This is a genomic window from Brevibacterium otitidis (assembly GCF_042429315.1).
Taxonomy (GTDB): Bacteria; Actinomycetota; Actinomycetes; order Actinomycetales; family Brevibacteriaceae; genus Brevibacterium; species Brevibacterium otitidis.
Window position 1 is genome coordinate 21563 of sequence record NZ_JBHMAU010000130.1, and the last position, 23841, is coordinate 45403.

The 23841-nt window shown below is 67.7% G+C and carries 20 protein-coding genes; 11 read left to right on the forward strand and 9 right to left on the reverse strand.

All coding sequences use genetic code 11. The annotated features are described in order from the left end of the window. Positions 1-65: 65 nt before the first annotated feature. The 6 genes from trxA to ACFFN1_RS15415 all read right to left on the reverse strand — a co-directional run bounded on the left by trxA (position 66) and on the right by ACFFN1_RS15415 (position 9084). The gene (gene trxA, locus ACFFN1_RS15390) at positions 66-386 is read right to left on the reverse strand and encodes a thioredoxin (protein WP_376841745.1); all 321 of its coding nucleotides are present in this window, start codon (positions 384-386) and stop codon (positions 66-68) included. Positions 387-504: 118 nt separating this feature from the next. Continuing rightward, complete coding sequence (gene trxB / locus ACFFN1_RS15395; protein ID WP_376841746.1) at positions 505-1431, reverse strand: thioredoxin-disulfide reductase; 927 nt, start codon at positions 1429-1431, stop codon at positions 505-507. Positions 1432-1591: 160 nt separating this feature from the next. Further along, positions 1592-4093 carry a protein kinase family protein gene (locus ACFFN1_RS15400; RefSeq protein WP_376841747.1) on the reverse strand — a complete coding sequence of 834 codons (2502 nt, stop codon included), beginning with the start codon at positions 4091-4093 and terminating at the stop codon, positions 1592-1594. Positions 4094-4175: 82 nt separating this feature from the next. Further along, positions 4176-5909, reverse strand: coding sequence for a murein biosynthesis integral membrane protein MurJ (gene murJ, locus ACFFN1_RS15405; RefSeq protein WP_376841748.1), 1734 nt, complete (start codon positions 5907-5909; stop codon positions 4176-4178). Between the two features lie 50 nt (positions 5910-5959). Continuing rightward, the gene (locus ACFFN1_RS15410; protein ID WP_376841749.1) at positions 5960-8584 is read right to left on the reverse strand and encodes a DUF6049 family protein; all 2625 of its coding nucleotides are present in this window, start codon (positions 8582-8584) and stop codon (positions 5960-5962) included. Then, a complete protein-coding gene (locus ACFFN1_RS15415) occupies positions 8581-9084 on the reverse strand; it encodes an NUDIX hydrolase (protein WP_376841750.1) in 504 nt (167 codons plus the stop codon). The genes ACFFN1_RS15410 and ACFFN1_RS15415 overlap by 4 nt, the downstream gene beginning before the upstream one ends. A gap of 69 nt (positions 9085-9153) precedes the next feature. On the opposite strand from ACFFN1_RS15415, the gene ACFFN1_RS15420 reads away from it, so the two are divergent. From ACFFN1_RS15420 to ACFFN1_RS15460, 9 genes are all read left to right on the forward strand, one after another. Next, a complete protein-coding gene (locus ACFFN1_RS15420; RefSeq protein WP_376841751.1) occupies positions 9154-10698 on the forward strand; it encodes a tRNA nucleotidyltransferase/poly(A) polymerase-related protein in 1545 nt (514 codons plus the stop codon). 89 nt (positions 10699-10787) lie between these two features. Further along, the gene (locus ACFFN1_RS15425) at positions 10788-12500 is read left to right on the forward strand and encodes an AMP-binding protein (RefSeq protein WP_376841752.1); all 1713 of its coding nucleotides are present in this window, start codon (positions 10788-10790) and stop codon (positions 12498-12500) included. A 347-nt stretch (positions 12501-12847) separates the two neighbouring features. Continuing rightward, on the forward strand, positions 12848-15055 hold the full coding sequence (locus ACFFN1_RS15430) for a transglycosylase domain-containing protein (protein ID WP_376841753.1): 2208 nt from the start codon (positions 12848-12850) through the stop codon (positions 15053-15055). Positions 15056-15074: 19 nt separating this feature from the next. After that, positions 15075-16340 carry a glycosyltransferase family protein gene (locus tag ACFFN1_RS15435; protein ID WP_376841754.1) on the forward strand — a complete coding sequence of 422 codons (1266 nt, stop codon included), beginning with the start codon at positions 15075-15077 and terminating at the stop codon, positions 16338-16340. 110 nt (positions 16341-16450) lie between these two features. Continuing rightward, positions 16451-16741: a 30S ribosomal protein S6 gene (rpsF, locus tag ACFFN1_RS15440; protein ID WP_376841755.1), complete on the forward strand. Its 291-nt coding sequence runs from the start codon at positions 16451-16453 to the stop codon at positions 16739-16741. A gap of 50 nt (positions 16742-16791) precedes the next feature. Continuing rightward, a complete protein-coding gene (locus tag ACFFN1_RS15445; protein WP_376841756.1) occupies positions 16792-17388 on the forward strand; it encodes a single-stranded DNA-binding protein in 597 nt (198 codons plus the stop codon). Between the two features lie 60 nt (positions 17389-17448). Next, positions 17449-17688 carry a 30S ribosomal protein S18 gene (rpsR, locus tag ACFFN1_RS15450; protein WP_102162491.1) on the forward strand — a complete coding sequence of 80 codons (240 nt, stop codon included), beginning with the start codon at positions 17449-17451 and terminating at the stop codon, positions 17686-17688. Positions 17689-17705: 17 nt separating this feature from the next. After that, positions 17706-18164: a 50S ribosomal protein L9 gene (gene rplI / locus ACFFN1_RS15455; RefSeq protein WP_376841757.1), complete on the forward strand. Its 459-nt coding sequence runs from the start codon at positions 17706-17708 to the stop codon at positions 18162-18164. Between the two features lie 159 nt (positions 18165-18323). Next, positions 18324-19118 carry a MerR family transcriptional regulator gene (locus tag ACFFN1_RS15460; protein ID WP_376841758.1) on the forward strand — a complete coding sequence of 265 codons (795 nt, stop codon included), beginning with the start codon at positions 18324-18326 and terminating at the stop codon, positions 19116-19118. A 39-nt stretch (positions 19119-19157) separates the two neighbouring features. Here ACFFN1_RS15460 and ACFFN1_RS15465 read toward each other — a convergent pair whose 3' ends face one another. After that, positions 19158-20546: a hypothetical protein gene (locus tag ACFFN1_RS15465; protein WP_376841759.1), complete on the reverse strand. Its 1389-nt coding sequence runs from the start codon at positions 20544-20546 to the stop codon at positions 19158-19160. 130 nt (positions 20547-20676) lie between these two features. On the opposite strand from ACFFN1_RS15465, the gene ACFFN1_RS15470 reads away from it, so the two are divergent. Together ACFFN1_RS15470 and ACFFN1_RS15475 are read left to right on the forward strand one after the other, a co-directional pair. Next, positions 20677-21990, forward strand: a complete 1314-nt coding sequence (locus ACFFN1_RS15470) for a DUF445 domain-containing protein (RefSeq protein WP_376841760.1) — start codon at positions 20677-20679, stop codon at positions 21988-21990. Positions 21991-22089: 99 nt separating this feature from the next. Continuing rightward, positions 22090-22395: a hypothetical protein gene (locus ACFFN1_RS15475; RefSeq protein ID WP_259844345.1), complete on the forward strand. Its 306-nt coding sequence runs from the start codon at positions 22090-22092 to the stop codon at positions 22393-22395. 14 nt (positions 22396-22409) lie between these two features. On the opposite strand, the gene ACFFN1_RS15480 is transcribed toward ACFFN1_RS15475, so the two are convergent. Together ACFFN1_RS15480 and ACFFN1_RS15485 are read right to left on the reverse strand one after the other, a co-directional pair. Further along, the gene (locus ACFFN1_RS15480) at positions 22410-22832 is read right to left on the reverse strand and encodes a hypothetical protein (protein WP_376841761.1); all 423 of its coding nucleotides are present in this window, start codon (positions 22830-22832) and stop codon (positions 22410-22412) included. Next, the gene (locus ACFFN1_RS15485) at positions 22829-23734 is read right to left on the reverse strand and encodes a phospholipase A2 family protein (RefSeq protein WP_376841762.1); all 906 of its coding nucleotides are present in this window, start codon (positions 23732-23734) and stop codon (positions 22829-22831) included. The genes ACFFN1_RS15480 and ACFFN1_RS15485 overlap by 4 nt, the downstream gene beginning before the upstream one ends. Between the last annotated feature and the right edge of the window lie 107 nt (positions 23735-23841).

Consider the following 23841-nt stretch of genomic DNA (forward strand, 5'->3'; position numbering starts at 1 on the left):
TGCCTAACGGGCACTGGCGCCTGCCGATGCTACAGCAGGCGCCAGTGTGTTGGCTGAAAGCCGGTTCAGCCGAGGAACTCTTCGAGCTGCTGCATGAGCATCGGCTTCGGCTGTGCGCCGATGATGGTCTTGGCCACCTTCCCGTCCTTGAAGACGTACAGTGCCGGAATCGAGGTGATGCCGTAGGTGGACGCCGTCTGCATGTTCTCGTCGGTGTTGACCTTGACGACCTTGAGCTTCTCAGCATTCTCCTCGCCGATCTCATCGACGATGGGGGAGACCATGCGGCACGGACCGCACCACGGGGCCCAGAAGTCGACGAGGACCGGCTTGTCTGCCTGAAGGACCTCGGCTTCGAAGTTTGCATCGGTGACGTCTGCAGTCATTGTTGCTCCTTAATCGGTAGTCCGGCCGAAGGGACCGGGGTTGAAGTCGTGGATGGATAGGATCTGCGGGTTGGTGCGGCTTCAGGGTCTGGCGCCAGCCGATCACCGCACCGGTGTATCAGCGGCTGGCGAGGTAGTGCTCCGCGTCGATGGCAGCAGAGCAGCCCGAGCCGGCTGCTGTGATCGCCTGGCGGTAGACCGGATCGATGAGGTCGCCGGCGGCGAAGACGCCTTCGACGTTCGTCAGCGAGGCGCGCCCATCGACGTTGAGGTAGCCGTCAGGTCGCAGCTCAAGCTGGTCGGCGAAGAGCTCGGTGCGCGGATCAGAGCCGATCGCGATGAAGAGGCCGGTGACATCGAGCTCGGACTCCTCGCCGGTGACGATATTGCGCACGGTCAGACCGGTAAGCGCGTCATCCCCGTGGATCTCCGAGACCTCGGAGTCGAGGACGAACTCGATCTTCGGATCAGCCTTCGCACGATCCTGCATGGCCTGCGAAGCCCGCAGCTCCTGCCGGCGGTGGATGAGTGAGACCTTCGATGCGAACTTCGTTAGGAAGGTCGCCTCCTCCATCGCCGAGTCACCGCCGCCGACAACAGCGATGTGCTTGTCCTTGAAGAAGAACCCGTCACAGGTGGCACACCAGCTCACACCGTGTCCGGAGAGCTTCTCTTCATTCGGCAGCCCGAGCTTGCGGTAGGCAGAGCCGGTCGCCAGGATGACCGCCTCGGCGGTGAACTCCTCGCCCAGAGCGGTCTTGATGCGGTGGGCACCCGGTTTGAGCTCGAGCTCCTGCACATCGTCGTAGAGCACAGTGGCACCGAAGCGCTCGGCCTGCTGGCGCATGTTCTCCATGAGCTCAGGACCCTGGATCCCGGCAGGGAAGCCGGGAAAGTTCTCGACATCGGTCGTGTTCATCAGTTCGCCGCCGGCTGTGACCGATCCGGCGATGACCGTCGGTTCCAGGCTTGCACGGGCTGCGTAGATCGCTGCCGTGTATCCGGCCGGACCCGATCCGACGATGACGAGTCGCTGAGCTGTCATGAGGCCTCCTAGTGGGTGGTTCCGCTCATCCGAACACTCGGGTCCGGCGGGTTTATTCCACCCTACTGTCCGCGTGCGGCCAGGAGGAATCGTGCAGTCGAGCCGCACTGGCTGGGATCGGAAGCAGCCTGCTCCGAGATCAGCAGCAGCCAGACTGAGATCAGGAGAGTGCGATCTGGGAGACGTAGGCGCGGTAGCCGCTGTCGGCTTCGCCGAGCCCGGTGAACCAGATGAAGACAACGGAGCCCTCGGCGCCGTCGTTGAGCTCGACGGTCGTTGTGCCCTCTTCGGTCGTGCCCTCGCCGACGACCTCGGCCTCTTCAGGATTCTCCGAGTCGCCGACGCGGACCTCGAATGTGCTGCCCGGGTAGTCCGAGGTCAGCTCCAGCTGCGAGATCGTCGTCGCTTCCTCCAGCTGCAGCGCCAGACCGACGCCGGACTTGAGATTGCCGAAGGCCGCCGAGTTGTAGCGGTCGGTCCGCCACGACGAGTCACTGTCGTCGAGGACGTTCTCGGCGTCCTCATCGTTCTCCGTCCCATCGCCTTCCGGGTCGAGAGGGGTGACCTGCGAGACCTGCGGTGCTGGCACCTCGGGAGCTTCTTCCTCCTCCGGCCCGGTTTCTGCAGTGGGCTCAGCGCTCGGCTCCTCAGCGGTGGGATCGGCATCGCCCCGATTGTTGAGGACGACTCCGACGACCACGACGATGACAGCGAGAACAGTCACCGCGACGAGCAGCAGCGGCAACAGCTTGCGGCCGGATCGGTTTCCGTCTTCGTGGGCGACAACGCTGCTGTCGCCAGCGCTCGCCGAGCTGCCGGAACGCGCTGCACCCGCAGCACCACCAGCACCTGCTGCGCCGCCGGAAGCCCGCGCACCGCCGGCGGTGCCGCTCCCACCAGCGGACATCTTCTTCGCCGGCGAAGACTGCGATCCGGCAGCCGCCGTCGCAGCCCCGGACGACGACTCCGCGCCGGAGGCAGATGCCTGGCCCTTGCTGCTCTGGTCGGCACCCGAGCCCTCGCCAGAGCCCGCCGTGCCTGTTGCTGCGGCAGCTCCAGCTCCGGCAGCCGCACCAGCTGCGCCGGCCGCGCCCGAGGCGGCAGCACCGCTGCGTCGGCGCCGCGCCTCCTCCTGTGCGCGCGCCCGCGCTTCAGCTTCCGCCTGCAGGCGCCGTTCACGCTCGTACTCGGCGCGCTGGCGTTCGAGCTCCTCTTCACGCGTGGTGAACATCCCGCCGAGGAACCACGAGCCGTCGTCCTCGTCGCCCTCAGCGTCGGCAGACCCGTCCTCATCGCCATCCACACCGGCCTGCACGAGATCGGTGTCGATGACCTGTGTGTCCTCGGACCCGGGCGCTTCATCGCCGGCGAAGAGCTGAGAGCGATCGGCGATCCGCTGCGTTTCGTTCTCATCGGTCTCCGCATCGGCGTACTGCTGATAGGAGGCGTAGGTGTCCTCGGGCTGCCACTCCGCATCGGCCTCGGCGGAAGCCAGCTGCTCGGAGGAGATCGGGAAGACCGCCGCCTGGCGCATCTGCATCCGGTCGTCGTAGGGCGTTTCGCTCTCGGAGGCGATGCCCGCCGCCAGGCCCGAGGCGCCGGGCCGGGTCAGGCCGATGCGGTTGAGGGCGGCCTTGAGCTGCGCGGGGGTGGCGCGCCGCTCCGGTTCGGTGGAGGTCTCGCCGGCAGCAGCGGCTGAGCGCTGCTTGGAGCCGCTCGATGCGCCCGCTCCCGAGGCGATTCCCGCCTCGGTCTTGGTCGTCGGGCGGGCCGAGGAAGCGCCGCTGGCCGCCTCGGTACCGGAGGAGCTCTCGTCCTCGCTGTGCACGAGCTCATCAGAGGGAGCCGTGGCGCTGCTCCTGCGCAGGCGCTGGAGCTCCTGCACATCCCAGGAGTCGAGGAACCGGACGACCTCGCTGGCAGAGCGCGGACCGGGCTCGATCTTCATGACGACGCCGGAGACGAACTCCTCGACATCATTGGGCACCCCGTCGACGAGCTCGGAGACCCGCACGAACCGGTTGTTGCGCCGTTCGGCCACCGGCAGACCGGCGCGCGGCTCATCGCCGGGCCAGTGTCCGGTGAGCGCAGTGTAGAAGATGTTCACGAGCGCCAGAGCGTCCTCGCGGCGCTTGGCTGCCGTGGGCATCGACTCCAGGTCGAGTCCGTAGGCGGCATCGGCGACGGCGGCATCGATCGCGACACCGGTGATGGTGGCGTCGACGCCGTCCTTGAGGCCGACGGACTCCGGCCCCAGGCACAGGTGGTAGAGGCCGCGGGAATTCGCGTGCGCCAAGGCGGTGGCGAGCTCGCCGACGAAGGCGCGTGCCGCCTCGGGAGCGAGTGGGCCCGAGCGCAGCAGCGCCGGCAGGGGAGTGGAGACGGAGCGTTCGAAGACGACGAAGTCGAGGCCCTCGGCACGGCCGACATCGACGACCGTGGGGATCCGCGGATCGGTCAGCAGAGCGGAGCGGCGGGCGGCGTCGAGCAGATCGCCGGAGGTCTTAGAGGAGGCCGCATAGAGCGTGACCGGCATGTCGAGGATCGCGTCGAGGGCGATGCAGACGGTGCCGGTGTCGGGGTGGTCAGCGAACCAGGGGCGGACGATGTCGGAGATCACATAGCGCTCAGCGATCACCGCTCCACGTTCGATGCCGATCACCAGACCCCCTTGCAACAGCGCTGCACGCAGGCGGCGTGCAGGACGAATCGTGCTCCCATCCCGAAAGCACTCTTGTGCCAGTCTAACGCTTCAGCTTCCGAGAGACGGTCTGCACCAGGCTGCGCAGCTCGCTCACACGCAGGATCCAGCAGATGACGAGATATACCGCCAGCATGATCGGTCCGACCCACATGATCGTCACCGCTGCTGAGATGCGCGTGTCCCAGGCGTCGATGCCGATCGCGCGGGTGATGAGCACCCCAGCGATGCCGGCGGCGGCACCGGCGATGATGAACTTCAGGTGCGCGAGCAGGATCCGGCGGGTGCCGAGGCGGCCGAGGCGGCGATGCAGCAGCCAGCCGCTGATGAGGCAGGCGATCGTGTAGCCCAGGCTCATCGACAGGCCGATGCCGGCGACGATGTAGTGCTTGGGCAGCACGATGCCCGAGGCGATGACGCCGGCGGAGGTGATCGCCACCTGCGGGACCTGCACCCAGAACGGAGTGCGGGCGTCCTCATAGGCGTAGAACACCCGCTGCAGCAGATAGTTCGCCGAGAACGGCACAAGCCCGATGATCATCGCCGCGATGACGACGTTGAGAGCCAGTGCCTGTTCGACCGAGCCTTCGGCGAGCACCATCGCGGTCTGTGCGCCCAGAGTCATAAAGGCGACGCTGGCGAAGACGTTGACGAAGCCCACGAGCCGGATGCCCAGGCCGAAGGACTCGCGCACCGCCTCGGTGTCGCGGTCGGCGGCTGAGGTGCTCATTGAGGTGAAGAGGGCCGTGGCCAGGGACACCGCGATGAGGGAGTGCGGGAGCATGAAGATGAGGTAGCTGGCCGAATAGGCGGCGTTCGACGGGCTCGGCCCGGCGGAGGCATCGGCGGAGCCGAGCGAGGCGACCTGGGAGATGACGATGAAGCCGATCTGCCCGATGAGCACTGCGCCGAAGGTCCATGAGGCGACCTTGCCGGCGGTGCCGAGACCCACTCCGCGGAAGCCCAGCGTCGGGGTGAAGCTGAAGCCGATCCGCTTGAGCGGCCAGATGAGGATGAGCGCCTGGCAGACGACGCCCAGGGTTGCGGAGCCGGCCAGCACCGCGATCTTGAAGGGATCCCAGGACTCGAGGGTGTGCTGGCCGAAGTTGCCGGGGCCGAACAGTGCGATGAAGATGCCGAGGCCAGCGATCGAGACGACATTGTTGACCACCGGCGCCCACATGTACGGCCCGAAGGAGGAGTGGGCGTTGAGCACCTGGCCGAGCATCGTATAGAGGCCGTAGAAGAAGATCTGCGGCAGACACCAGAAGGCGAACCCGACCGCCAGCGCTGTCTGCTCACCGCTCCACTGGGAGGTCGAGTAGAGCCGCACAAGCAGCGGGGCGGCGGCCGTGGCGACGAAGGTGACGCCGAAGAGCACGAGGATCGTGAGGGTCAGCAGCCGGTTGGTGAAGTCGCGGCCGCCGTCTGCGCGCCGGGTGGCGCGCACGATCTGCGGCACGAGCACCGCGTTGAGGATGCCGCCGGCCAGCAGCATGTAGAGGTTGTTCGGCACCTTGTTGGCGACGTCGAAGGCATCGGCGGCCCCGCCGGTGACGCCGATCGCGGCGATGAGCGTGCCGGCCTTGACGAAGCCGAGAACGCGCGAGACGAGGGTGCCGGCGGTCATGACCGCCGAGGACTTCGCCAGTGAGTTCAGCTTCTCCCCGGTCTCGGTGCTCGGCGTCTCCGCGCTCGCGGTGCTCGCTTCTTCGGCGCGGTCCGGTGACGCAGCAGCGCGGTCCGGTGACGCTTCGGAGGGGTCGGTGGCGGGCAATACAGCTCCTTGCCGGAATCAGGGGTGATCCGCACAGCGTGCGGGGACGCTCAGCCCGGGTCGTTCTCGTGTGCGCGGGCCACGGCGGCGTCCAGCTGGCTCTTGGGAATCTTACGCCGTCCGCGGGAGACAGACGAATACAAGCCGACGAGCAGCACGATGAACAGGCCGGCGCCGATGACCGCAGCGCCGATGTTCTCCCAGTCGGTGCGCACCCGCACCGTCAGTCCGGTGGTCTTCGGCAGCACATAGTGCTCCGCCGTCGAGGTCAGTGCTGGTGCGGAGTCGGCAGCGGCGTCCTCGCCAGCGCTGTCCGCACCGCCTGCGCCGTCCGCAGCCGCAGCGGCGCCGGGCGGGGCGGCGGCGATGAGCTCGATGCGGGTCTGCACATCGGCATTCGCCAGTCCTTCGACCGGCACCTCGACCCGGGCCTGCTCGCCGGGGCTGATGACGACCGGTTCGGAGACCTCGGTGCGCAGCTGCGGGGTCTTGGGCACAACCCGGGCCATGACATGGGCCGGTTCCCGGGTGGCATTGTCGATGCGCACCGGAATCGTCGTCTTCTCACCAGTGACGAGTAGCACCGCAGAGCCCTCATCGGGCCGGATCCCGCCGGTCAGCTCCGCGACCTCCGCCTCGGCGGAGTCGACGCAGGAGCCGAAGCTCGCATCATCGCCGACACCGGCCCACGCCGTCGAGGTGCAGGTCAGCGCAGCGCGGGTGAGCCGGCCGCGCACCGACGCGGGGTTCCCGAAAGCCGCAGCGGCCTCCTCGGCGGTCGCCTGCGCCTCGCCGAGCCGCCGCAGACCAGCGGCCCGCTCAGCAGCATCCCGGGTGGGATCGGCCAGCGGCGCGCGCTGGACGGGTTCGGAATCGCGCAGCTCCTCGAAGCTCTGCAGCTCGATCCACGGGGCGGCGGCCGTCTGGCTGATCGCCTCAGCCCAATGCGGGCCGGCGGCCTGGCGGGGCAGCGTGATGAGCAGGCTGCGCGGATCGAAGGGCCGCTCGGTGGTGATCGCCGAACTCTCCGCAATGAGCTCGCTCACGCCCAGCACCTTCGTGTCGTCCGGCCCGGCGATCGCGGCCGCCTCGGACAGGCCGGTGTCCACGGCCAGCGAGTTGAGCCCGGCCTCCGCATCGGCGACCGCCAGGGTCGAGATCGCCGAGGAGGTGTAGCCGCGGGCACTCGGCTGCTGGATATCGGAGACGATCATCGTCTGGTCCCCGGCCTCGGCCGTACGGTTGACGAAGGAGCGGGTGACGCTGCCTGAGGCCGGCCAGATGATGTCGGTGCGCGCCTCGGGCAGGGTGGTGAGCAGGCTGTCGCTCTCCGCCTCGGCGGCGGCCCGCAGACCAGCCTGCGAGGCGGCATCGAGGGCGGTGAGATCGGCGTCGGCGTAGGGCAGGGTGATGACGGTGCGCTGCTGCGCGGCGTCGACGAAATCGCTGTACCAGCCGCTCAGCTGCGGGAACTGCTCGGCCCGCTGTGAGGGTGCCGGGCTCTGGTCGCCCTCGCCGCTGCCCTCACCGTTCCCGTCGCCATTGCCGTCGTCGGCCTCCTCGCTGGGGGGGCTGGCGGGGGACTGGTCGGCGGAGCCGCCCTGAGGGGAGGGGGATTCCGCGCCCGAGGCGGGAGGGGCCGAACCCTCGTTCGCGGACTTGTCGTCGCTGCCGTTGCCGGGACCGCCGTCGCCGTTGCCGGAATCTGCTTCCGCCTCACGGGCCTGTGTGATGCCGAGGACGTCCTCGACGCTGCCGAGGAGGCGCGGGTCAAGGGCAATCGCCACTTCATCGGCGGCCGTCACCGCCGACAGCGCCGAGCTCAACGCGCCATCGGGCCCGGCAGCCTCCTCGAGCGCCTCGGCGGAGAACCGCCCGCCGGGATCAAAGCCGGGCAGGGTGACCGGCACGAGGAACGTCACGCGGCTGGGCATCAGCTGCGGATCCGGGTACCAGGTGGTGAAGGCCGTGCGGGTGATCGACAGCTCCTCGGCCGCCTCGGCGTCCTCGCTCGTGAGCGCTACGGCCAGACCGTAGGCGCCCCAGGAGTTCAGCGGCCGGCTGCGCGGCAGGTCGAGGGTCTCGGCATCGGCGGTCAGCGCGAACGTCGCCTCGCTCTTGGGGCCGATCGTCTCCGGCAGCGCATCGATCTCCAGGGTGGGCTCCTCAGCGTCGCCCTCATCGGCATCGCTGCTGTCGGCGTCCTCCTCGGCGGCGCGCTGCTGCGCGGCTGAGGTGGTGTCGCCGAGCAGCCGGTAGCGCAGCGGCTGGTCCTTCCACGAGTTGATCGCATCGCGGGAGTCGAGCACCCGGCGGCTGATGGTGAAATCCAGCCGCGGATCGGTGATCTCCTCAGTGCCGGAGTTGATGATCCGGCCGGTGATCCGCAGCGTGCCGTCCGGTTCGATGACCGGGGTCACCTCGTCGAAGGTCACATCCACGCCGGCTGGGGCGATATCGGCATCCGCCCCAGCCGTCTCCTCACCGTCCTGCGCCTCGGACGTCGGGCCCGCCTCGGGCGCGGTGGGGGCAGGGGAGGGATAGGTGGGCTGTGCGGCCGCCGGAACTGCGACAGGCACCGCCCCGGTGCCCAGCAGCACGGCGATGAGGGTGCAGACAGCAGACAGCGCCGCCCAGCGGCGCAGAGGAGACAGGCGGGCGCGGGCGGAGGTCACGTCGACTGGATGACGGAGAGGTAGTACGGCAGCACCGAGCGGGCGGCGGCGACGATCCGGCGCTCATTGGCGAAGGAGAGGTGCTCAGGCAGCGCATCGAGCGGGATCCAGGCGGCGTCGACGGCCTCCTGATCCGGGTCGTTCTCCACCGTGAGATAGCCGCCGGTGGCGCGTAGCAGGAAATGGTGGACGAGCTTGTGGATGCGGTAGCCGCCCACCGAGAACCAGTAGTCGACGCTGCCGAGTGCGGTGACGACATCGCCGTGCACGCCGGTCTCCTCCGCGACTTCGCGGCGGGCGGCCTGCGCGGGAGTCTCCCCGAGCTCCAGGTGGCCTTTGGGCAGGCACCATTCGACGCGGCCGGCGCGGTTGATCCGGGCGATGATCGCCACCTCGAGGGTGGGCGAATCGAAGTCGACCATGACGCCGCCCGCGGAGACTTCCTCCACGGTGTTCGAGCGCACCGGAATGGCCCCCGGCTTCGGCAGTGGTCGAGGCATACCGTCTACTGTATATGCGCAACCTGACGATAACCTTATGCTGAACCGACCCCCTCGAATGGAGATCACGTGTCCCTGGCTGACGCCCACGCCCGGCTGTACGCCGCGCTCGATGCGCATGAGCACATCCTGGGGCCGCTGGGCCGGATGTTCTCCGCGGCCAGCCGGGAGCTCGCGCTCGTCGGCGGTTCGGTGCGCGATGGGCTGCTCGGCCGGCCGATGCCCGACCTCGACTTCACCACCGATGCCGACCCGGATGCGATCCTGGCGATCGTCAAGCCCTGGGCGGATGCCGTGTGGGAGATCGGCCGCGATTTCGGCACGATCGGGCTGCTCAAAGATGAGCTGCAGATCGAGATCACGACCTACCGTGCCGAGGCCTATGACCCGGATTCGCGGAAGCCGACGGTGGCCTTCGGCGACAACCTCGACGATGACCTCGTCCGCCGCGACTTCACGATCGGGGCGATGGCGGTGCGGCTGCCGGAGAGGGTGTTCGTCGATCCCTTCGGCGGGCTGGCGGATCTCACCGCCGGGCTCGTGCGCACGCCGGGTGCCGCCGCCGACAGCTTCTCCGACGACCCGCTGCGCATGATGCGCGCGGCCCGGTTCGTCTCTCAGCTGGACTTCGGCGTCGCCGCTGAGGTGCGCGAGGCGATGACCGCGATGGCCGAGCGGATCGACATCATCTCCGCTGAGCGGGTGCGCGATGAGCTCGTCAAGCTCATCTGCGGTCTGCGCCCGCGCGCCGGCATCGAGCTGCTCGTCGACACCGGGATCGCCGAGCGGATCCTGCCGGAGGTCACCGGGCTGCAGCTGGAGCGCGATGAGCATCACCGCCACAAGGACGTCTACCAGCACAGCCTCACCGTCCTCGACCAGGCCGTCGACCTCGAAGCGGTCTACGCCGCCCGCCAGGCTGAGGCCAGCGCCGCTCCCGAGGCGGGCGGCACCAGTGCCGCGACCGCACCTGCCGGGCCGGTCACCACGGTCACCGAAGATCCGCAGCGCATCACGGTGCCCGATTTCGTCGTCCGCTTCGCCGCGCTCATGCACGACATCGGCAAGCCGGCGACCCGCCGCTTCACCCCGGACGGGGCGGTGACCTTCTACCACCACGATGTCGTCGGGGCGAAGATGACGCGCAAGCGGATGAAGGAGCTGCGCTTCGACAAGGCCACGACGAAGGCCGTCAGCCGGCTCGTCGAACTGCATCTGCGCTTCTACGGCTACGGCGATGCCGGCTGGACCGATTCGGCTGTCCGCCGCTATGTCACCGATGCCGGTGATCTGCTCACCCGCCTGCACATCCTCACCCGCTCCGATGTCACCACCCGCAACCGCCGTAAGGCTGAGCGCCTCGCCCACGCCTATGACGACCTCGAGCGCCGGATCGCGGAGCTGGCCGAGCGCGAGAAGCTCGATGCGGTGCGCCCGGACCTCGACGGCCGGCAGATCATGGACATCCTCGGCATCGCCCCCGGTCCTGCGGTGGGCCGGGCCTATCAGTTCCTGCTCGCCCAGCGCATGGAGCACGGGCCGCTGGGCGAGGAGCGCGCCGCCGAGCTGCTGCGGCAGTGGTGGGCCGAGGCGGGAGCCCGCGGCGAGGCCTGAATCCCCCGGAGTGTGACCCGGTTCACCTGCCCGTCAGTGGTGCCTGTTACCTTGTGTGCAAAGAGTGGGAATCGCCGTGAGGAGGCACCATGACGACTGTGACGGAACAGTTCCGCGCTGCGCGCGACCGGCTGATCGAGCTGCGCCTCGACTACGCGCAGGCGAAGGAGGAATTCGCGTGGCCGCACTTCGAACACTTCAACTTCGGCCTCGACTGGTTCGACGCGATCGCTGAGAACAACGATAAGCCGGCCCTGTGGATCTGCGAGCAGGACGGCACCGAGAACATCTACAGCTTCGCTGAGCTCTCCCGCCGCTCCAACCAGGTGGCGAACATGCTGCGCGCGGCCGGCGTCACCCGCGGCACCCACGTCATGCTGATGCTCGGCAATCAGGTCGAGCTGTGGGAGTCGATGCTCGCCGGCATCAAGCTCGGCGCAGTGCTGCTGCCGACCACCACTCAGCTGGGCCCTATCGACCTGACCGACCGCGCCGAACGCGGCAGGGCCAGCTACGTCATCGCCGGCACCGGGGACGCAGCGAAGTTCGACGAGGTCGAGGTGCCGGTCACCCGGATCGTCGTCGGCGGAGAGCCGACGCGCGAGACCGACGTGGCCTACGCCTCGGCGGCGGACTTCCCGGAGGCCTTCGAGGCCGACGGACCCACCCGGGCCGATGATCTGCTGCTGCTGTACTTCACCTCGGGCACGACGTCGAAGGCGAAGATGGTCGCCCACAGCCACGTCTCGTACCCGGTCGGCCACCTGTCGACGATGTACTGGATGGGCCTGGAGCCCGGCGACATCCACCTGAATGTCGCCTCACCCGGCTGGGCCAAGCACGCCTGGTCGAACATCTTCACCCCGTGGATCGCTGAGGCCTGCGTGTTCCTGTACAACTACACCCGTTTCGATGCCAAGGCGATGATGGAGACGATGGGCCGGGCCGGAGTCACGAGCTTCTGCGCCCCGCCGACCGTGTGGCGGATGCTCATCCAGGCGGACCTGTCGCTGCTGACGAACCCGCCGGTCAAGGCGCTCGGCGCCGGTGAGCCGCTCAACCCCGAGGTCATCGATCGGGTGAAGAAGCACTGGAACGTCGACATCCGCGACGGCTTCGGCCAGACAGAGACGACCCTGCAGATCGGCAACCCGCCTGGTGAGCCGATCGTTTACGGTTCGATGGGCAAGCCGCTGCCGGGCTATGACGTCATCCTCCGCGATCCGGCCACCGGCGAGATCGGCGATGAGGGCGAGATCTGTCTGCGCCTCGATCCGCGCCCGACCGGCCTGACGCAGGGCTACTGGGGAGACGAGGCGCGCACCGCCGAGGCCTTCGTCGACGGTGTCTACCACACTGGTGATGTCGCCAGCCGCGACGCCGAGGGCTACATCACCTATGTGGGCCGTGCCGATGACGTGTTCAAGGCCAGCGACTACCGGCTCTCGCCCTTCGAGCTCGAAAGCGTGCTCATCGAGCACGAAGCCGTCGCCGAGGCGGCGGTTGTGCCCTCGCCGGATCCGGTGCGTCTGGCCGTGCCAAAGGCCTATGTGGTGCTCACCTCCGGCTGGCAGCCGAACGCCGAGACCGCCAAGGACATCCTGCGGTTCTGCCGCGAGAACCTCGCCCCGTACAAGCGGATCCGCCGCATCGAGTTCACCGAGCTGCCGAAGACGATCTCCGGCAAGATCCGCCGGGTGGAGCTGCGTGCCCGCGAACGCGAGCTGCATCCCTTCGAAGGCAGCTCGACGGTTGAGCACCAGGAATGGGCGGATACCGACTTCCCCGACCTCAAGGGCTGAGCGGCCGGCTGTCCCGGTCACCGCACCGCATCCGGTTCAACCGGTCCATTTGGGTCATCCGGTCCATCCGGTCGCAGTGACGTGGTGTTGCTCACGTTGCTGAGCGCCGCCTGGACTCCCTTCCGGTCTGGGCGGCGCACCCGCTCATGCTGTAAAATGTTAGGTCGCAAGCCGCGCGGCGCACATCAGCCCGCGTCTCATGCCCGTCCCTGTGACTGCGGGCACGCTGCCATGTTCATCGACTTCCAATCTTTGAATGTTTGGCTGTCTCGATACATCGCACACTCACTCTTGGGGGATCTGTGGCCAAATCCGCACCGAAGGGGCGCCGTGGGGCGCACCGGAATGTGAACAAAGGCCTGCTCAACTATCCGCGACAGGGCGTGACCGGCTGGACCCGCTGGCTGCCCTCGCTGCGGCTCATCGGCGTCGGCATCCTCACCGCCTGTGTCGCCGTCATCGGCCTGTTCAGCATCGGCTATGCCATGACCGATGTCCCGGAACCCAATAAGGAAGCCGCTGGACAGACCTCGACGGTGTACTACGACGACGGCGAGACCGTGCTCGGCACCTTCAAGACCGAGGACCGCCGCAACGTCACGATCGACAAGATCTCCACCCCGATGCAGCAGGCGGCGATCGCTGCGGAGGACAACAGCTTCTACGAGAACCGCGGCATCTCCATCAAGGGACTCTCGCGTGCGATCATCGGCGTGGCCACCGACAACTACGCCGGCGGCGGTTCGACGATCACCCAGCAGTACGTCAAGAACTTCTACCTCACCAATGAGCGCACCCTCGAGCGCAAGGTCAAGGAGATGTTCATCGCGCTCAAGATCGACCAGGAGCTGACGAAGGACGAGATCCTCGCCAACTACCTCAACACCATCTACCTCGGCCGACAGTCCTACGGCATCGAAGTCGCCTCCCAGAAGTACTTCGACAAGCCGGCCAGCGAACTCGATCTGTCCGAAAGCGCCCTGCTGGCAGCGATGATCCAGCGTCCGGGCCTGGCCGATCCGGCCGAAGCCCCGGAGAAGTACGAGGACCGCTTCCGCTATGTCCTCAACAATATGGCAGAACTCGGCTACATCACCGAGGACGAGGCAGCCAGCACCGAGCTGCCCGAGGTGCAGGAAGTCAAGACCGACAACCAGTTCAAGGGCCCCAACGGCTACCTGCTCGATGAGGTGCGCAAGGAGCTCAAGCGCAACGGCGTCGATGACGAACTCATCGACCGCGGCGGCCTGGAGATCACCTCGACTTTCTCGAAGAAGAAGATGGACGCCGCCGTCGAGGCGGTCGAAGAGCTGCCCGAGCTCAAGGACGGCATGCATGTCGGCCTCGTCTCGATGGACCCGGACACCGGTGCCATCGTCGCGATGTACGGCGGCGGCGACTACCTCGAGCGCCAGCACAACGCCGCGACTGAGGACATCACCCAGGCCGGCTCGACATTCAAGCCCTTCACCCTCGTCGCCGGCCTGGAGAACGGGTTCCGGCTCACCGAATACCTGACCGGCACCTCGGGCGCGACGATGATGTACGACGGCACTCCGTGGCGGCCGCGCAACTACGGCGGCGCCAGCTACGGTCCGGTCAGCCTGCTGCGGGCCACCCAGAGCTCGGTCAACACCGCCTATGCGCAGCTCAACATCGAGGTCGGCCCGGAAAAGACCGTCGACGTCGCGCAGCGTGCTGGTCTGCCGAAGGATACGAAGGGCCTGGAGAACAACGCCGCCAATGTGCTCGGCACCGCCAGCCCGACGGTCAAGGACATGACGACGGCGTACAACACCTTCGCCTCCAACGGCATCCGCCACACCCCGCACACCGTCGCCACGATCGTCGGCCCGAATGGGAAGACCCTGCACGAGGCCGAGACCGAAGGCAAGCGGGAGTTCGACGAGAACGTCATGGCCGAGACCACCTATGCGCTCTCCCGGGTCATCACCGGCGGTTCGGGCTCCTACGCCTCGACGCTGGGCCGCCCGGCGGCGGGCAAGACCGGCACCTCGCAGGACAACTACTCCGCCTGGTTCGCCGGCTACACCCCGAACCTCACGACGGCGGTGTCGATCTTCCGCGAGGACGAGAACGGCAATCCGACGGAGATCGGCACCTATGGCGGACGCGGCTCGATCACCGGTGGTTCCTTCCCGACGCAGGCGTGGACGTCCTATATGAAGGTCGCGCTCGAGGACGAACCGGTCGAGAAGTTCCCCAAGCGCGGCAAGCTGCCGGACGTGGAGAAGCCGAAGAACGACTCCGGCGTGCCCAAGCAGCGTCCGAAGAGCACGAAGCCGCCCAAGCCCAAGTCCACGCAGGCTCCGAAGGAAAAGGAGCCGCCGAAGTCGGATCCCCCGAAGGAGGAGCCCCCCAAGGAGGAGCCCCCGAAGGAGGAGCCCCCCAAGGAGGAGCCCCCGAAGGAGGATCCCCCCAAGGAGGAGCCGCCGAAGGACGACGGCAAGGGCGGCGAACAGAACGGTGAGAAGGGCGACGCCTCCACCGCCTCGGCCGGTTTCATCCGCAGGGGAACCGTCAGCGTCGCCTGAGGCGCGGTAGCCTAGCCGCATGCCTGCAATCACTCCCCTCAGGGCCGCTGAACCGTTGCTCGGCGGCAGGCCCGGCGCCCACGCGGCGTCGGGCCCCTCGCCGTTCCGGGCGGCCGCCACCGTCATCTGCATGGTGGCCGCCTTCGGCACGGCAGCGATCGGCATCCTGCTCCACGGCGGCTGCATGCCCGCCTATGAGCTTCCGGCCGCCTCCGCTCGGATGTGCGCCTCCCCGGTCGCCAACGCCTTCACCGGCGGTGAGTTCCCCGCCGCACCGGGCCGCGCGACCGGCGCCATGGCTGCCTTCGACCCGGTGACCGGCTGGTTCGTCGAACTCGGCTTCCTGCTCGGCGATGGTCTGGGTGCGGCCGACATCATGGCTGTGCTGCTCGTCATCAACACCATCGCCGTGGCCGCCATGGCGCTCGGCACCGCCGTGCTCATGCCGCGGCTGGCGTGGCTGCCGGTCGCCTGCATCTCACCGGCGATCATCTTCTCGATGGGCCAGTCCCTCGACCCGCTCGGCGTCGCCTGCTTCGTGTGGGCGCTCGTGCTGCTCAACCCCCGCGTCGCCGGACCCCATTCGCTCGTCGGCGCTGGCGCGCTGCTGGCTCTGGCGGCGCTCGTGAATCCGCTCGGCGCGATCGGCGTCGTGGTCGTCTTCGTGCTGCTGTGGCAGGCCGGCCAGCGCTCGGATCTGCTCACCATCGGCGGCGTCGCCCTCATCGTCATCGGAGTGGCGCTCGCCGCTGACGGCCTCATCTTCTACCGGCTGGCGCGCTGGTGGCAGGAGCCGATCGACCGCGGATCGCTGGCCTCGATCGTGGCCTACGGCGAACAGCTGAGCCCGCAGCTGCTGGCCGGCATCAGTCTGGCCGTCTGTGCGCTCGCGGTCACCGCAGCGCTCATCGTCATCGCCGGGCGCCCCCGCCCCAACCTCTATGCGGCCCTCACCGTCATCCTCGGCACGGCCCTCCTCACCCTGCCGGCAGCGCCGGTCACCCACGCGCTGTGGCTGCTGCCGGTCGCCGCCCTGGCCGTGCGCCGCCTGTGGATGTTCATCGCCTGGGCGCTCGCCGAGGCGGCCTTCGCCATCGCCGTCAACCTCTCCGACATCGCCACCCTCGAACCGAGCGACGGCCTCTCACCGGCCTGGCTGCTGGTGCTCACGCTCCTGCGGCTGACGGCCGTGGCGGCGGTCATCGCCGCAGCGGCTCTGCGCCTCGACCACCATCCCCGTCCGGCCGCCCCAGCTGGCGAGCCGGCGACGGAGGCACTACACTGATTCAGTCTGTGTCTGCTGCGGACCGATTCCGCAGCCAGCCGGACGCAACGCATATACCCTCCTGCCATGGACCGACCATGGCCGCTGAGACCAGAGGAGGTGGGTGACACGTGCGTCATTACGAGCTGATGCTCATTCTGGATCCGGAACTCGAAGACCGTTCTGTTGACACCACTGTCGAGAAGCTGCTGAAGGTGGTTCCGACTGACGGCGGCACCGTCGACAACGTCGATGTGTGGGGCCGTCGCCGCTTCGCCTACGAGATCAACAAGAAGGCCGAAGGCACCTATGTTGTGGTGAACTTCCACGCCAAGCCCGATACGACCAAGGAGCTCGACCGCCAGCTCGGCCTCAACGAGACCGTTCTGCGTTCGAAGATCCTGCGTCCCGACGCGAAGTAATCCAGCTGATCCGAGCTCGGAACTGCTGACCCCCACGCTTAAGGAGCATCATGGCAGGCGACACGATCATCACTGTGGTGGGAAATCTCACCGCCGACCCCGAACTGCGCTACACGCCCAACGGGGCCGCGGTCGCGAACTTCACAGTGGCGTCGACCCCGCGCATGTTCGACCGCAAGACCAATGAATGGAAAGACGGCGAGACCTTGTTCCTGCGCTGCAATGCGTGGCGCGACCTCGCTGAGAACGTCACCGAAACGCTGCAGCGCGGCACCCGCACGATCGTGCAGGGCCGGCTGAAGTCGCGCAGCTTCGAGACGAAGGAGGGCGAACGCCGCACCGTCTTCGAACTCGACGTCGACGAGATCGGCCCGAGCCTGCGCTACGCCACGGCCAATGTCACGAAGAAGGAATTCTCCGGTGGCGGCTTCTCAGGCGGCAACCAGGGCGGATTCTCCGGTGGCGGACAGGGCAGGCAGCCCGGCGGCGGACAGCAGGGCGGCGGCTGGGGACAGAACCCCGGCGGCGGCTTCGGCGGGCAGCAGGGCGGCCAGGGTCAGTCGAACGACCCGTGGGCCAACTCGAACCCGCAGGCCAACCCCGGCGGAGGCTGGGGCAGCCCGACTTCGGACGAACCACCATTCTGATCGCACACCGGCAGGCGCGTGCCTGCCGCTGATCAACAGATCTTCTGACAGGAGCACATCATGGCAAAGCCGGATCCCCGGAAGCCCATCAAGAAGAAGGCGAACCCGCTGAAGTTCGGCGAGGCAGCCCAGATCGACTACAAGGACACCGCAACCTTGCGCAAGTTCATCTCCGACCGCGGCAAGATCCGCGCTCGTCGCGTGACTGGTGTCAACGTGCAGGAACAGCGCATCATCGCCAAGGCCGTCAAGAACGCCCGCGAGATGGCGCTGCTGCCCTACTCGGGCTCGACCCGATAAGACGAGGGGAGTAGAACATGGCTAACAAGAAGGTCATCCTCAACCAGGAAGTCGACGGCCTCGGTGCCGCCGGCGACGTCGTCGAGGTCAAGGCCGGATACGCCCGCAACCTGCTGTTCCCGCGCGGCCTGGCCACCCCGTGGTCGGCCGGTGCTGAGCGTCAGATCGAGTCGCTGCGCAAGGCCCGCAAGGCCCGCCAGCTCGCTGACCGCGACGAGGCACTCGCGCTCAAGGAGAAGCTCGAGGGTGCGACCGCCAAGATCGAGATGAAGGCCGGACAGAACAACCGCCTGTTCGGCGCTGTCACCGCTGCGCTCGTCGCCGATGCCCTCACCGAGGCGCACGGCACCACCTTCGACCGCAGGCAGATCGCCCTGCCCGGCCACGTCAAGGAGCCCGGCAGCTACACCGCGACCGTGCGCGTGCATGACGAGATCACCGCGAACGCCAAGTTCGAGGTCATCGGCAAGCGCTGAACCGCTCGCTGAGCCGTCACGCTGATGCTGCGTGGACACAGGCCCCGGAACCCCTGCCGGTTCCGGGGCCTGTTCCGTTCCCGAGGCGCCGGCCCGGTCCGACTTGACCCTCACGCTGCGTGAGGGCCGAACGTGGTGGATGTGGACGATACTGAGGGAATGGAAGACAGCGTCACGGAGCTGACTGTCGGCGCGGCCGCCCGGCTGCTCGGCATCAGCGTCCGCACCCTGCACCACTGGGATGCCGTCGGGCTGGCGAGCCCGAGCGACCGCACGTGGGCCGGCTACCGCATCTACACGGCAGCCGATATGCAGCGGCTGCGCCGTGTCATCATCTTCCGCGAACTCGGCCTGCCGCTGTCGGAGATCGGCCGGATCCTCGACGATCCGAGCGTCGACCTGAGAGCCGAGCTGGCCGAGCAGCATGCATCCCTCCTCAACCGTATCGACCAGCTGCAGAGAGCCGTCTCTGCAGTCGAACGAATGATGGAGGACACCACCATGGAGAAGCTCACCGCAGCCGAGCAGGCTGAGATCCTCGGCCCGAACTGGAACCCCGACTGGGAGGCCGAAGCACAGCAGCGCTGGGGACAGACCGATGAATGGGCGCAGTCCGAATCGGTCAAGCAGACGATGACCGCAGCCGACTGGCAGCAGGTCAAGGACGACACCGACGCCCTGGAAGCCGACCTCGCCGCCGCCTTCCTGCGCGGAACGAAACCCGGCAGCGAGGAGGCGAATGCGCTGGCCGACAGGCACCGCGCCTCGATCGGCCAGTGGTTCGACATGAGCGTGGAGAAGCACGTGTGCATCTCACGCCTCTACGTCAGCGACCCGCGCTTCGCCGCGCACTACGACGAGCGGGCCGAAGGCCTGGCCGACTGGCTCGTCGAGATCATCGCCGCAGGCGCCCGCGCCCGAGGCGTGGACCCCGAGACCGCCGAATGGCAGTGAGTGCCCAGGCCCCGGAGACCGGGAGCCTGAGCGCTGACCTCAGCCGGTGGCCGTGACCGTGTAGACGGTCCGGCCATCGGCGTCGGTGGTCTTCTCCGCCGGCACCCCGTCAGCTGAGACGGTGTCGCTGTCGACCGTGAGCTTCCCGCCGGCGAACGTGACGTCCGTCGGCAGCGGGACCGCCACCTCGGCGTCGGACATGATGATGGCTGCGTTGTTGATATCGATGTCACCGCCGTCGGTCGGGTAGGTGTTGGCGAACCCGGTCGTGACTTCCTTGCCGTTGACGACGATGAAATGCTCACCGCCGTAGCTGCCCTCGGACTGCGAGGCGTCGATGCGCAGGTAGGGAACCGAGGTGTCCTTCTGTGCGGTCGTCAGCGGCTCGATGGCGGTCTTGATCTCGTCGTTGAGCTGACCGATCGTGTCGGTAACTTTCTTCTCGATCTCCGGGTCGACGTCCTGCGGCTTGGGCTTCACCTTCTCCAGGAGCTTGTCGGCAAAGGTGACGCCGTCTGCGAAGATGCTCTTCTTCCACTCCGGGTCCTGCCGGTCGAGCAGCAGGCCTGCGACATAGCCGATCTCGTAGCTTTCGGACTCGGCGCTGCCGAACACGGTGCTCTTCTTGATCCGCTTGACCGCTTCGGCCTGCACCTTCTCAGGGGTCGTGTCACCGGTCTGGATGGCAGCGATGTTCTCCAGGTAGCGGGCGTGGCCCTCGACGATGTCGGTGGTTTTGATGGCGGTGTACTCGTCGCCGAAGTCCTTCTTCCACTGCTCATACCAGTGCTTGGCGTGAGCGAGGTGTGTCTGGGCCTCATCGGGGTTGTCGGCTGCCTTGACGAGGTTGCCATAGGTCATCTCGCGGAGCACACGCGGCCGGGCATCGATCGGATAGTCCTGCGCGCGGCTCTCACCACCGTCGATGGCGACCTCGTCCTGGTGGTAGAAGTGCACGAGCTCGTGCGTGGCGAGCAGATACAGCTCATTTGCCTGCGGATCCTCCTGCATCTGCTGCTCGTCGACCGCCAGCAGCACCGCAGGCTTACCCTCGAACTCGCTGGCGTGGTAGCCACCAGGCGGGGGAGTGGCGAGGTCCGTGAACTTGGAGTCCTTGAGCACCCGGGTGCCCGAGGTGTCAGCCGCCCACGCCTTGACGACCTCGCTGTTGTCGTTGAGCTGGAAGAGGACTGCGACGTGGTCGGAGTAGTCGGTGCCCGGCCACGCGGTCTTGACGTGCGGCCAGTGCGCGGCGATCTTGTCCCCGAGCCCACGGGCGAACTCTGACATCGCCTCCTGGTCCGCACCGGCAGCTGCTGAGGATCCTCCGGCCTCCGACGGGCCTGAGCAGGCGGTGCCGAGCACCGCGATCGAGGCGGCCAGCGCAAGAGAGGACAGGGTGGTCTTCCAGGCGGGGACTCGGGTCATGGGGTGCTCGCTTCTGTTCACGACGGCGGGGCAGCCGTCTTTCTTAGCTGTGAGTAACGAATCTACGAAACGATGCTGAGAGAACGGAGAGCAGAACCGGAGCCTGGGCCGAGCTGTCAGAATAGGGAACATGACTCACTCGCCCGCCACCTCGGCGACGGCCGGGCCCAGCGGACCGACCGCACCGGCGCGCATCGACGACACCTTCGGCGACCTCGAACGGGCACGTGCGCTGAGGAAGATGCGGCTGCTGGCGACCGCGCTGCTGGTGCTGGCGGCGTGCATCTTCGTCCTCACTCACGTCTTCACCGACCTGACCGGCGTGTGGGGGTTCGTCGCCCGCGGCTCCGAGGCGGCGATGATCGGGGCGATCGCCGACTGGTTCGCCGTCACCGCGCTGTTCCGGCACCCGCTCGGGCTGCCGATCCCGCACACGGCGATCATCCCGCGCAAGAAGGACGTGCTGGGTGAGAGCATGTCGAACTTCGTCGCCGCGAACTTCCTCACCTCCGTCACCGTCGCCGCGAAGATCCGCAATGCCCAGGTGACCGCGCGCATCGGTGCCTGGCTCAAGGAGCCGGGCAACCAGGAGATCGTCGTCACCCGCGCCGGGCAGGGCCTGGAGTATGTGCTCAGGCGCGTCGATGATGATGCGATCGAGGCGCTGACCCGCGAGGTGCTGGTGCCCAAGCTCGTCGATACGCACAAGTCGCCGGTGCTCGGCCGGCTCGTGCAGGAGATCGTGCAGGACGGCGCCCACCACCGGCTCGTCGACCTCGTCGTCGGCGAGGCGTACACGTGGCTGGCGGCCAACCCGCAGGTCATCGACGATGTCGTCGCCCAGAAGGCCCCGGACTGGGTGCCGTCCTTCGTCAACGAAGGGGTCGCGCGCCGGCTGCGCCGCGAAGTCCTCGAATGGATCTCCGATGTGCGCGACAACCGCTACCACAAGGCCCGGCAGGCCCTCGACCGGTGGCTTCTCGAACTCGCCGCCAACCTGCGCGAGGACACCTCGATCGCGAAGCGCGCCGAGAACGTCATCGACGACCTGCTGCGCGAAGAGGGCGTCGTCCAGGCCGTCCTCGATGTGTGGGCCTCACTCAAGCGGCTGCTGCGCGGGGCGGTGCTCGACACCTCTGGCGAGGTGCACCACCGGCTGCGTGCGCTGCTCGACCAGACCGCGACCCGGATGGTCGAGGACGCCGAGTTCTCCCACGCGATCGACAATCGGCTGGCGATCACCGTCGGCGATCTGGCTGAGTCCTTCGGCCCGGAGATCGCCAGCGTCATCTCCGATACGATCGCCGGCTGGGATGCGAAGGAGGCTTCCGAGCGCATCGAGCTCTACGTCGGCAAGGACCTGCAGTACATCCGCATCAACGGAACCGTCATCGGCGCGCTCGTCGGGCTGTTCCTGCACGGGGTGATTCTGCTGCTACCATAGCCCGAGGTCGCGGCAGCAGCAGGATTCCGCTCATTTGGGACTTCTTTGGGCTCGGGTCATGCGGCGCGATTGTAAAGAATCTCAGGAGATGAGGGAGTCATGTCGACTATCTTGCTGGTGCTAGGAGCGCTGCCGCTTGCATTTCTCTTCGGCTGGTTTTGGTACGCGGCAGCCCGGCTCGACGCGCGCTGGCGCACGACCCTGATCATGTTGCCGGTTGGCCTTGCGGTGTTCGGAGCCGGGTTCTGGCTGCGTGAGAGCCCGGCCGGTGCGGCGACGGTGTCGACGGGCGGGTACACAGCCATTGTGCTGCTGTGGATCGCTGCTGGTGTCTGCGGACTTCTCCTCAGGATGAGACGCGCAAGCCGGTTATCCCGGCGCAACGCGGCCGGCGATAGAGAATGATCGATGGGTCGGCGTCACAATTGCCATCTCGGCGCCGGCCCACTCGGCAGTGCGAGGACGAGGAGCGAGGTCGTCAGCAGCACGAGTGAGGTGGGCAGCCAGATGATCGGCACAGCGAAGCTGATGCCGAGCGGATCGGCGATGTTCATCCCGATCGCCACGACCGCACCGATCGCCGCGGCGACCGCGACCCCGGCGGTTCCCAGCCGCAGCCAGCGCTCGCCGGCCACCGCCCCGCGCGCGGCGCGCAGACTCAGCATGAGGATGAGGCCGGCAGCCGCCGCCACGGCTGTCATCGCCAGCAGGTCAGCGAGGAGGAGCCCCGCCCGGGTGGACAGCGCCCCGCCGAGGAACATGAGCGCGACCGAGGCGGCCACGAGTACCGGCGGCAGGGTCCGCACCCCGAGCGGTGCGGCTGCCGAGCTGTGTGTGGTCACGAGATCGCGGTGTTGCCGGCCACGGCGACATCTGCGATCACATGGCAGCCGCGGCGCTTGACGCCGGCGTCGTAGTAGCCGTAGTCGCAGTTCTGCACGAGATGATCGAGGAAGGTGCTGTCGCAGTTCTTACTGCGCTCCTTGCGCTCCGGGCGCGGCAGGTCGAGATCGGCTTCGATGCACATGTCATGCCGGGCGCACGGTCCGCGGAAGTCGGCCTTGCCCCACTGGTCCGGTGACCACGTGCAGTAGTCGTGCAGCGCCTTCTGATCATGATCCGGGTCGTAGACATAGCCACTGGGAACCGTGACCTGCTCCGGACGGTCGATCGCCTCCGCATACGGAGCCAGGATCGGCGCTGCGCCTGCGGGCGCGGCCGGATCGGGTGCTGCGGCGGTGCCGTTGCCGAGCACGAGCTCGGCGAGCATCTCCTTCGCAGCGTTGTCATCGACATCGAACTCAGCGGGGCTGAAGATCGGCACGAGCAGCTCGTCCTCCCCAGCCGGTTCCTCGGTCGTGATCTCGAAGCCAGTCTCAGCGGCATCGACGGCCAGCTCAGTGAAGCCCTCAGGGGTGGCGATCATCGCGGTGAAGGTGAAGGAGCCAGCGCCGCAGCTGAGCTCGGCATCCGCGCCGAGCTCGCAGCCCTCCGGCAGCTCGAGTTCGAGCCGCGTGGTGGTGGCGCCTGCCGGCAGCGGCACAGGGTCGGCGATGAGGATGGTCTGGCTGCCTGCCTCGTCGGACATCGAGGTCACCGGCACGCGCAGCGGGGCAGTCTGGGCGGCTGCGGCTGGGCTGGTGAGGAGCTCAGCACCGAGCAGGAGTGCGGCGATGAAGGCCAGCGCGGGCAGCACGATCAGGCGCGCGGCACCGGAACGGGGGTGGGGATGAGTCGGGGGCATGTCGGAGGGGTGTCCTTCGGGGGCGGGGATGTGATGTCGGCCGGACGGCGCCGTCCGGGCGGAAGGACCTGGGGTGTGACCTGCCGGACATTCGACCCTAGCACTGC

What these genes read in the sequence shown, in the direction of transcription:
- trxA (WP_376841745.1), bottom strand. Translation starts at nt 386, where the DNA reads ATGACTGCAGACGTCACCGATGCAAACTTCGAAGCCGAGGTCCTTCAG.
- trxB (WP_376841746.1), bottom strand. Translation starts at nt 1,431, where the DNA reads ATGACAGCTCAGCGACTCGTCATCGTCGGATCGGGTCCGGCCGGATAC.
- ACFFN1_RS15415 (WP_376841750.1), bottom strand. Translation starts at nt 9,084, where the DNA reads ATGCCTCGACCACTGCCGAAGCCGGGGGCCATTCCGGTGCGCTCGAAC.
- ACFFN1_RS15425 (WP_376841752.1), top strand. Translation starts at nt 10,788, where the DNA reads ATGACGACTGTGACGGAACAGTTCCGCGCTGCGCGCGACCGGCTGATC.
- ACFFN1_RS15435 (WP_376841754.1), top strand. Translation starts at nt 15,075, where the DNA reads ATGCCTGCAATCACTCCCCTCAGGGCCGCTGAACCGTTGCTCGGCGGC.
- ACFFN1_RS15445 (WP_376841756.1), top strand. Translation starts at nt 16,792, where the DNA reads ATGGCAGGCGACACGATCATCACTGTGGTGGGAAATCTCACCGCCGAC.
- rpsR (WP_102162491.1), top strand. Translation starts at nt 17,449, where the DNA reads ATGGCAAAGCCGGATCCCCGGAAGCCCATCAAGAAGAAGGCGAACCCG.
- rplI (WP_376841757.1), top strand. Translation starts at nt 17,706, where the DNA reads ATGGCTAACAAGAAGGTCATCCTCAACCAGGAAGTCGACGGCCTCGGT.
- ACFFN1_RS15460 (WP_376841758.1), top strand. Translation starts at nt 18,324, where the DNA reads ATGGAAGACAGCGTCACGGAGCTGACTGTCGGCGCGGCCGCCCGGCTG.
- ACFFN1_RS15465 (WP_376841759.1), bottom strand. Translation starts at nt 20,546, where the DNA reads ATGACCCGAGTCCCCGCCTGGAAGACCACCCTGTCCTCTCTTGCGCTG.
- ACFFN1_RS15470 (WP_376841760.1), top strand. Translation starts at nt 20,677, where the DNA reads ATGACTCACTCGCCCGCCACCTCGGCGACGGCCGGGCCCAGCGGACCG.
- ACFFN1_RS15475 (WP_259844345.1), top strand. Translation starts at nt 22,090, where the DNA reads ATGTCGACTATCTTGCTGGTGCTAGGAGCGCTGCCGCTTGCATTTCTC.
- ACFFN1_RS15485 (WP_376841762.1), bottom strand. Translation starts at nt 23,734, where the DNA reads ATGCCCCCGACTCATCCCCACCCCCGTTCCGGTGCCGCGCGCCTGATC.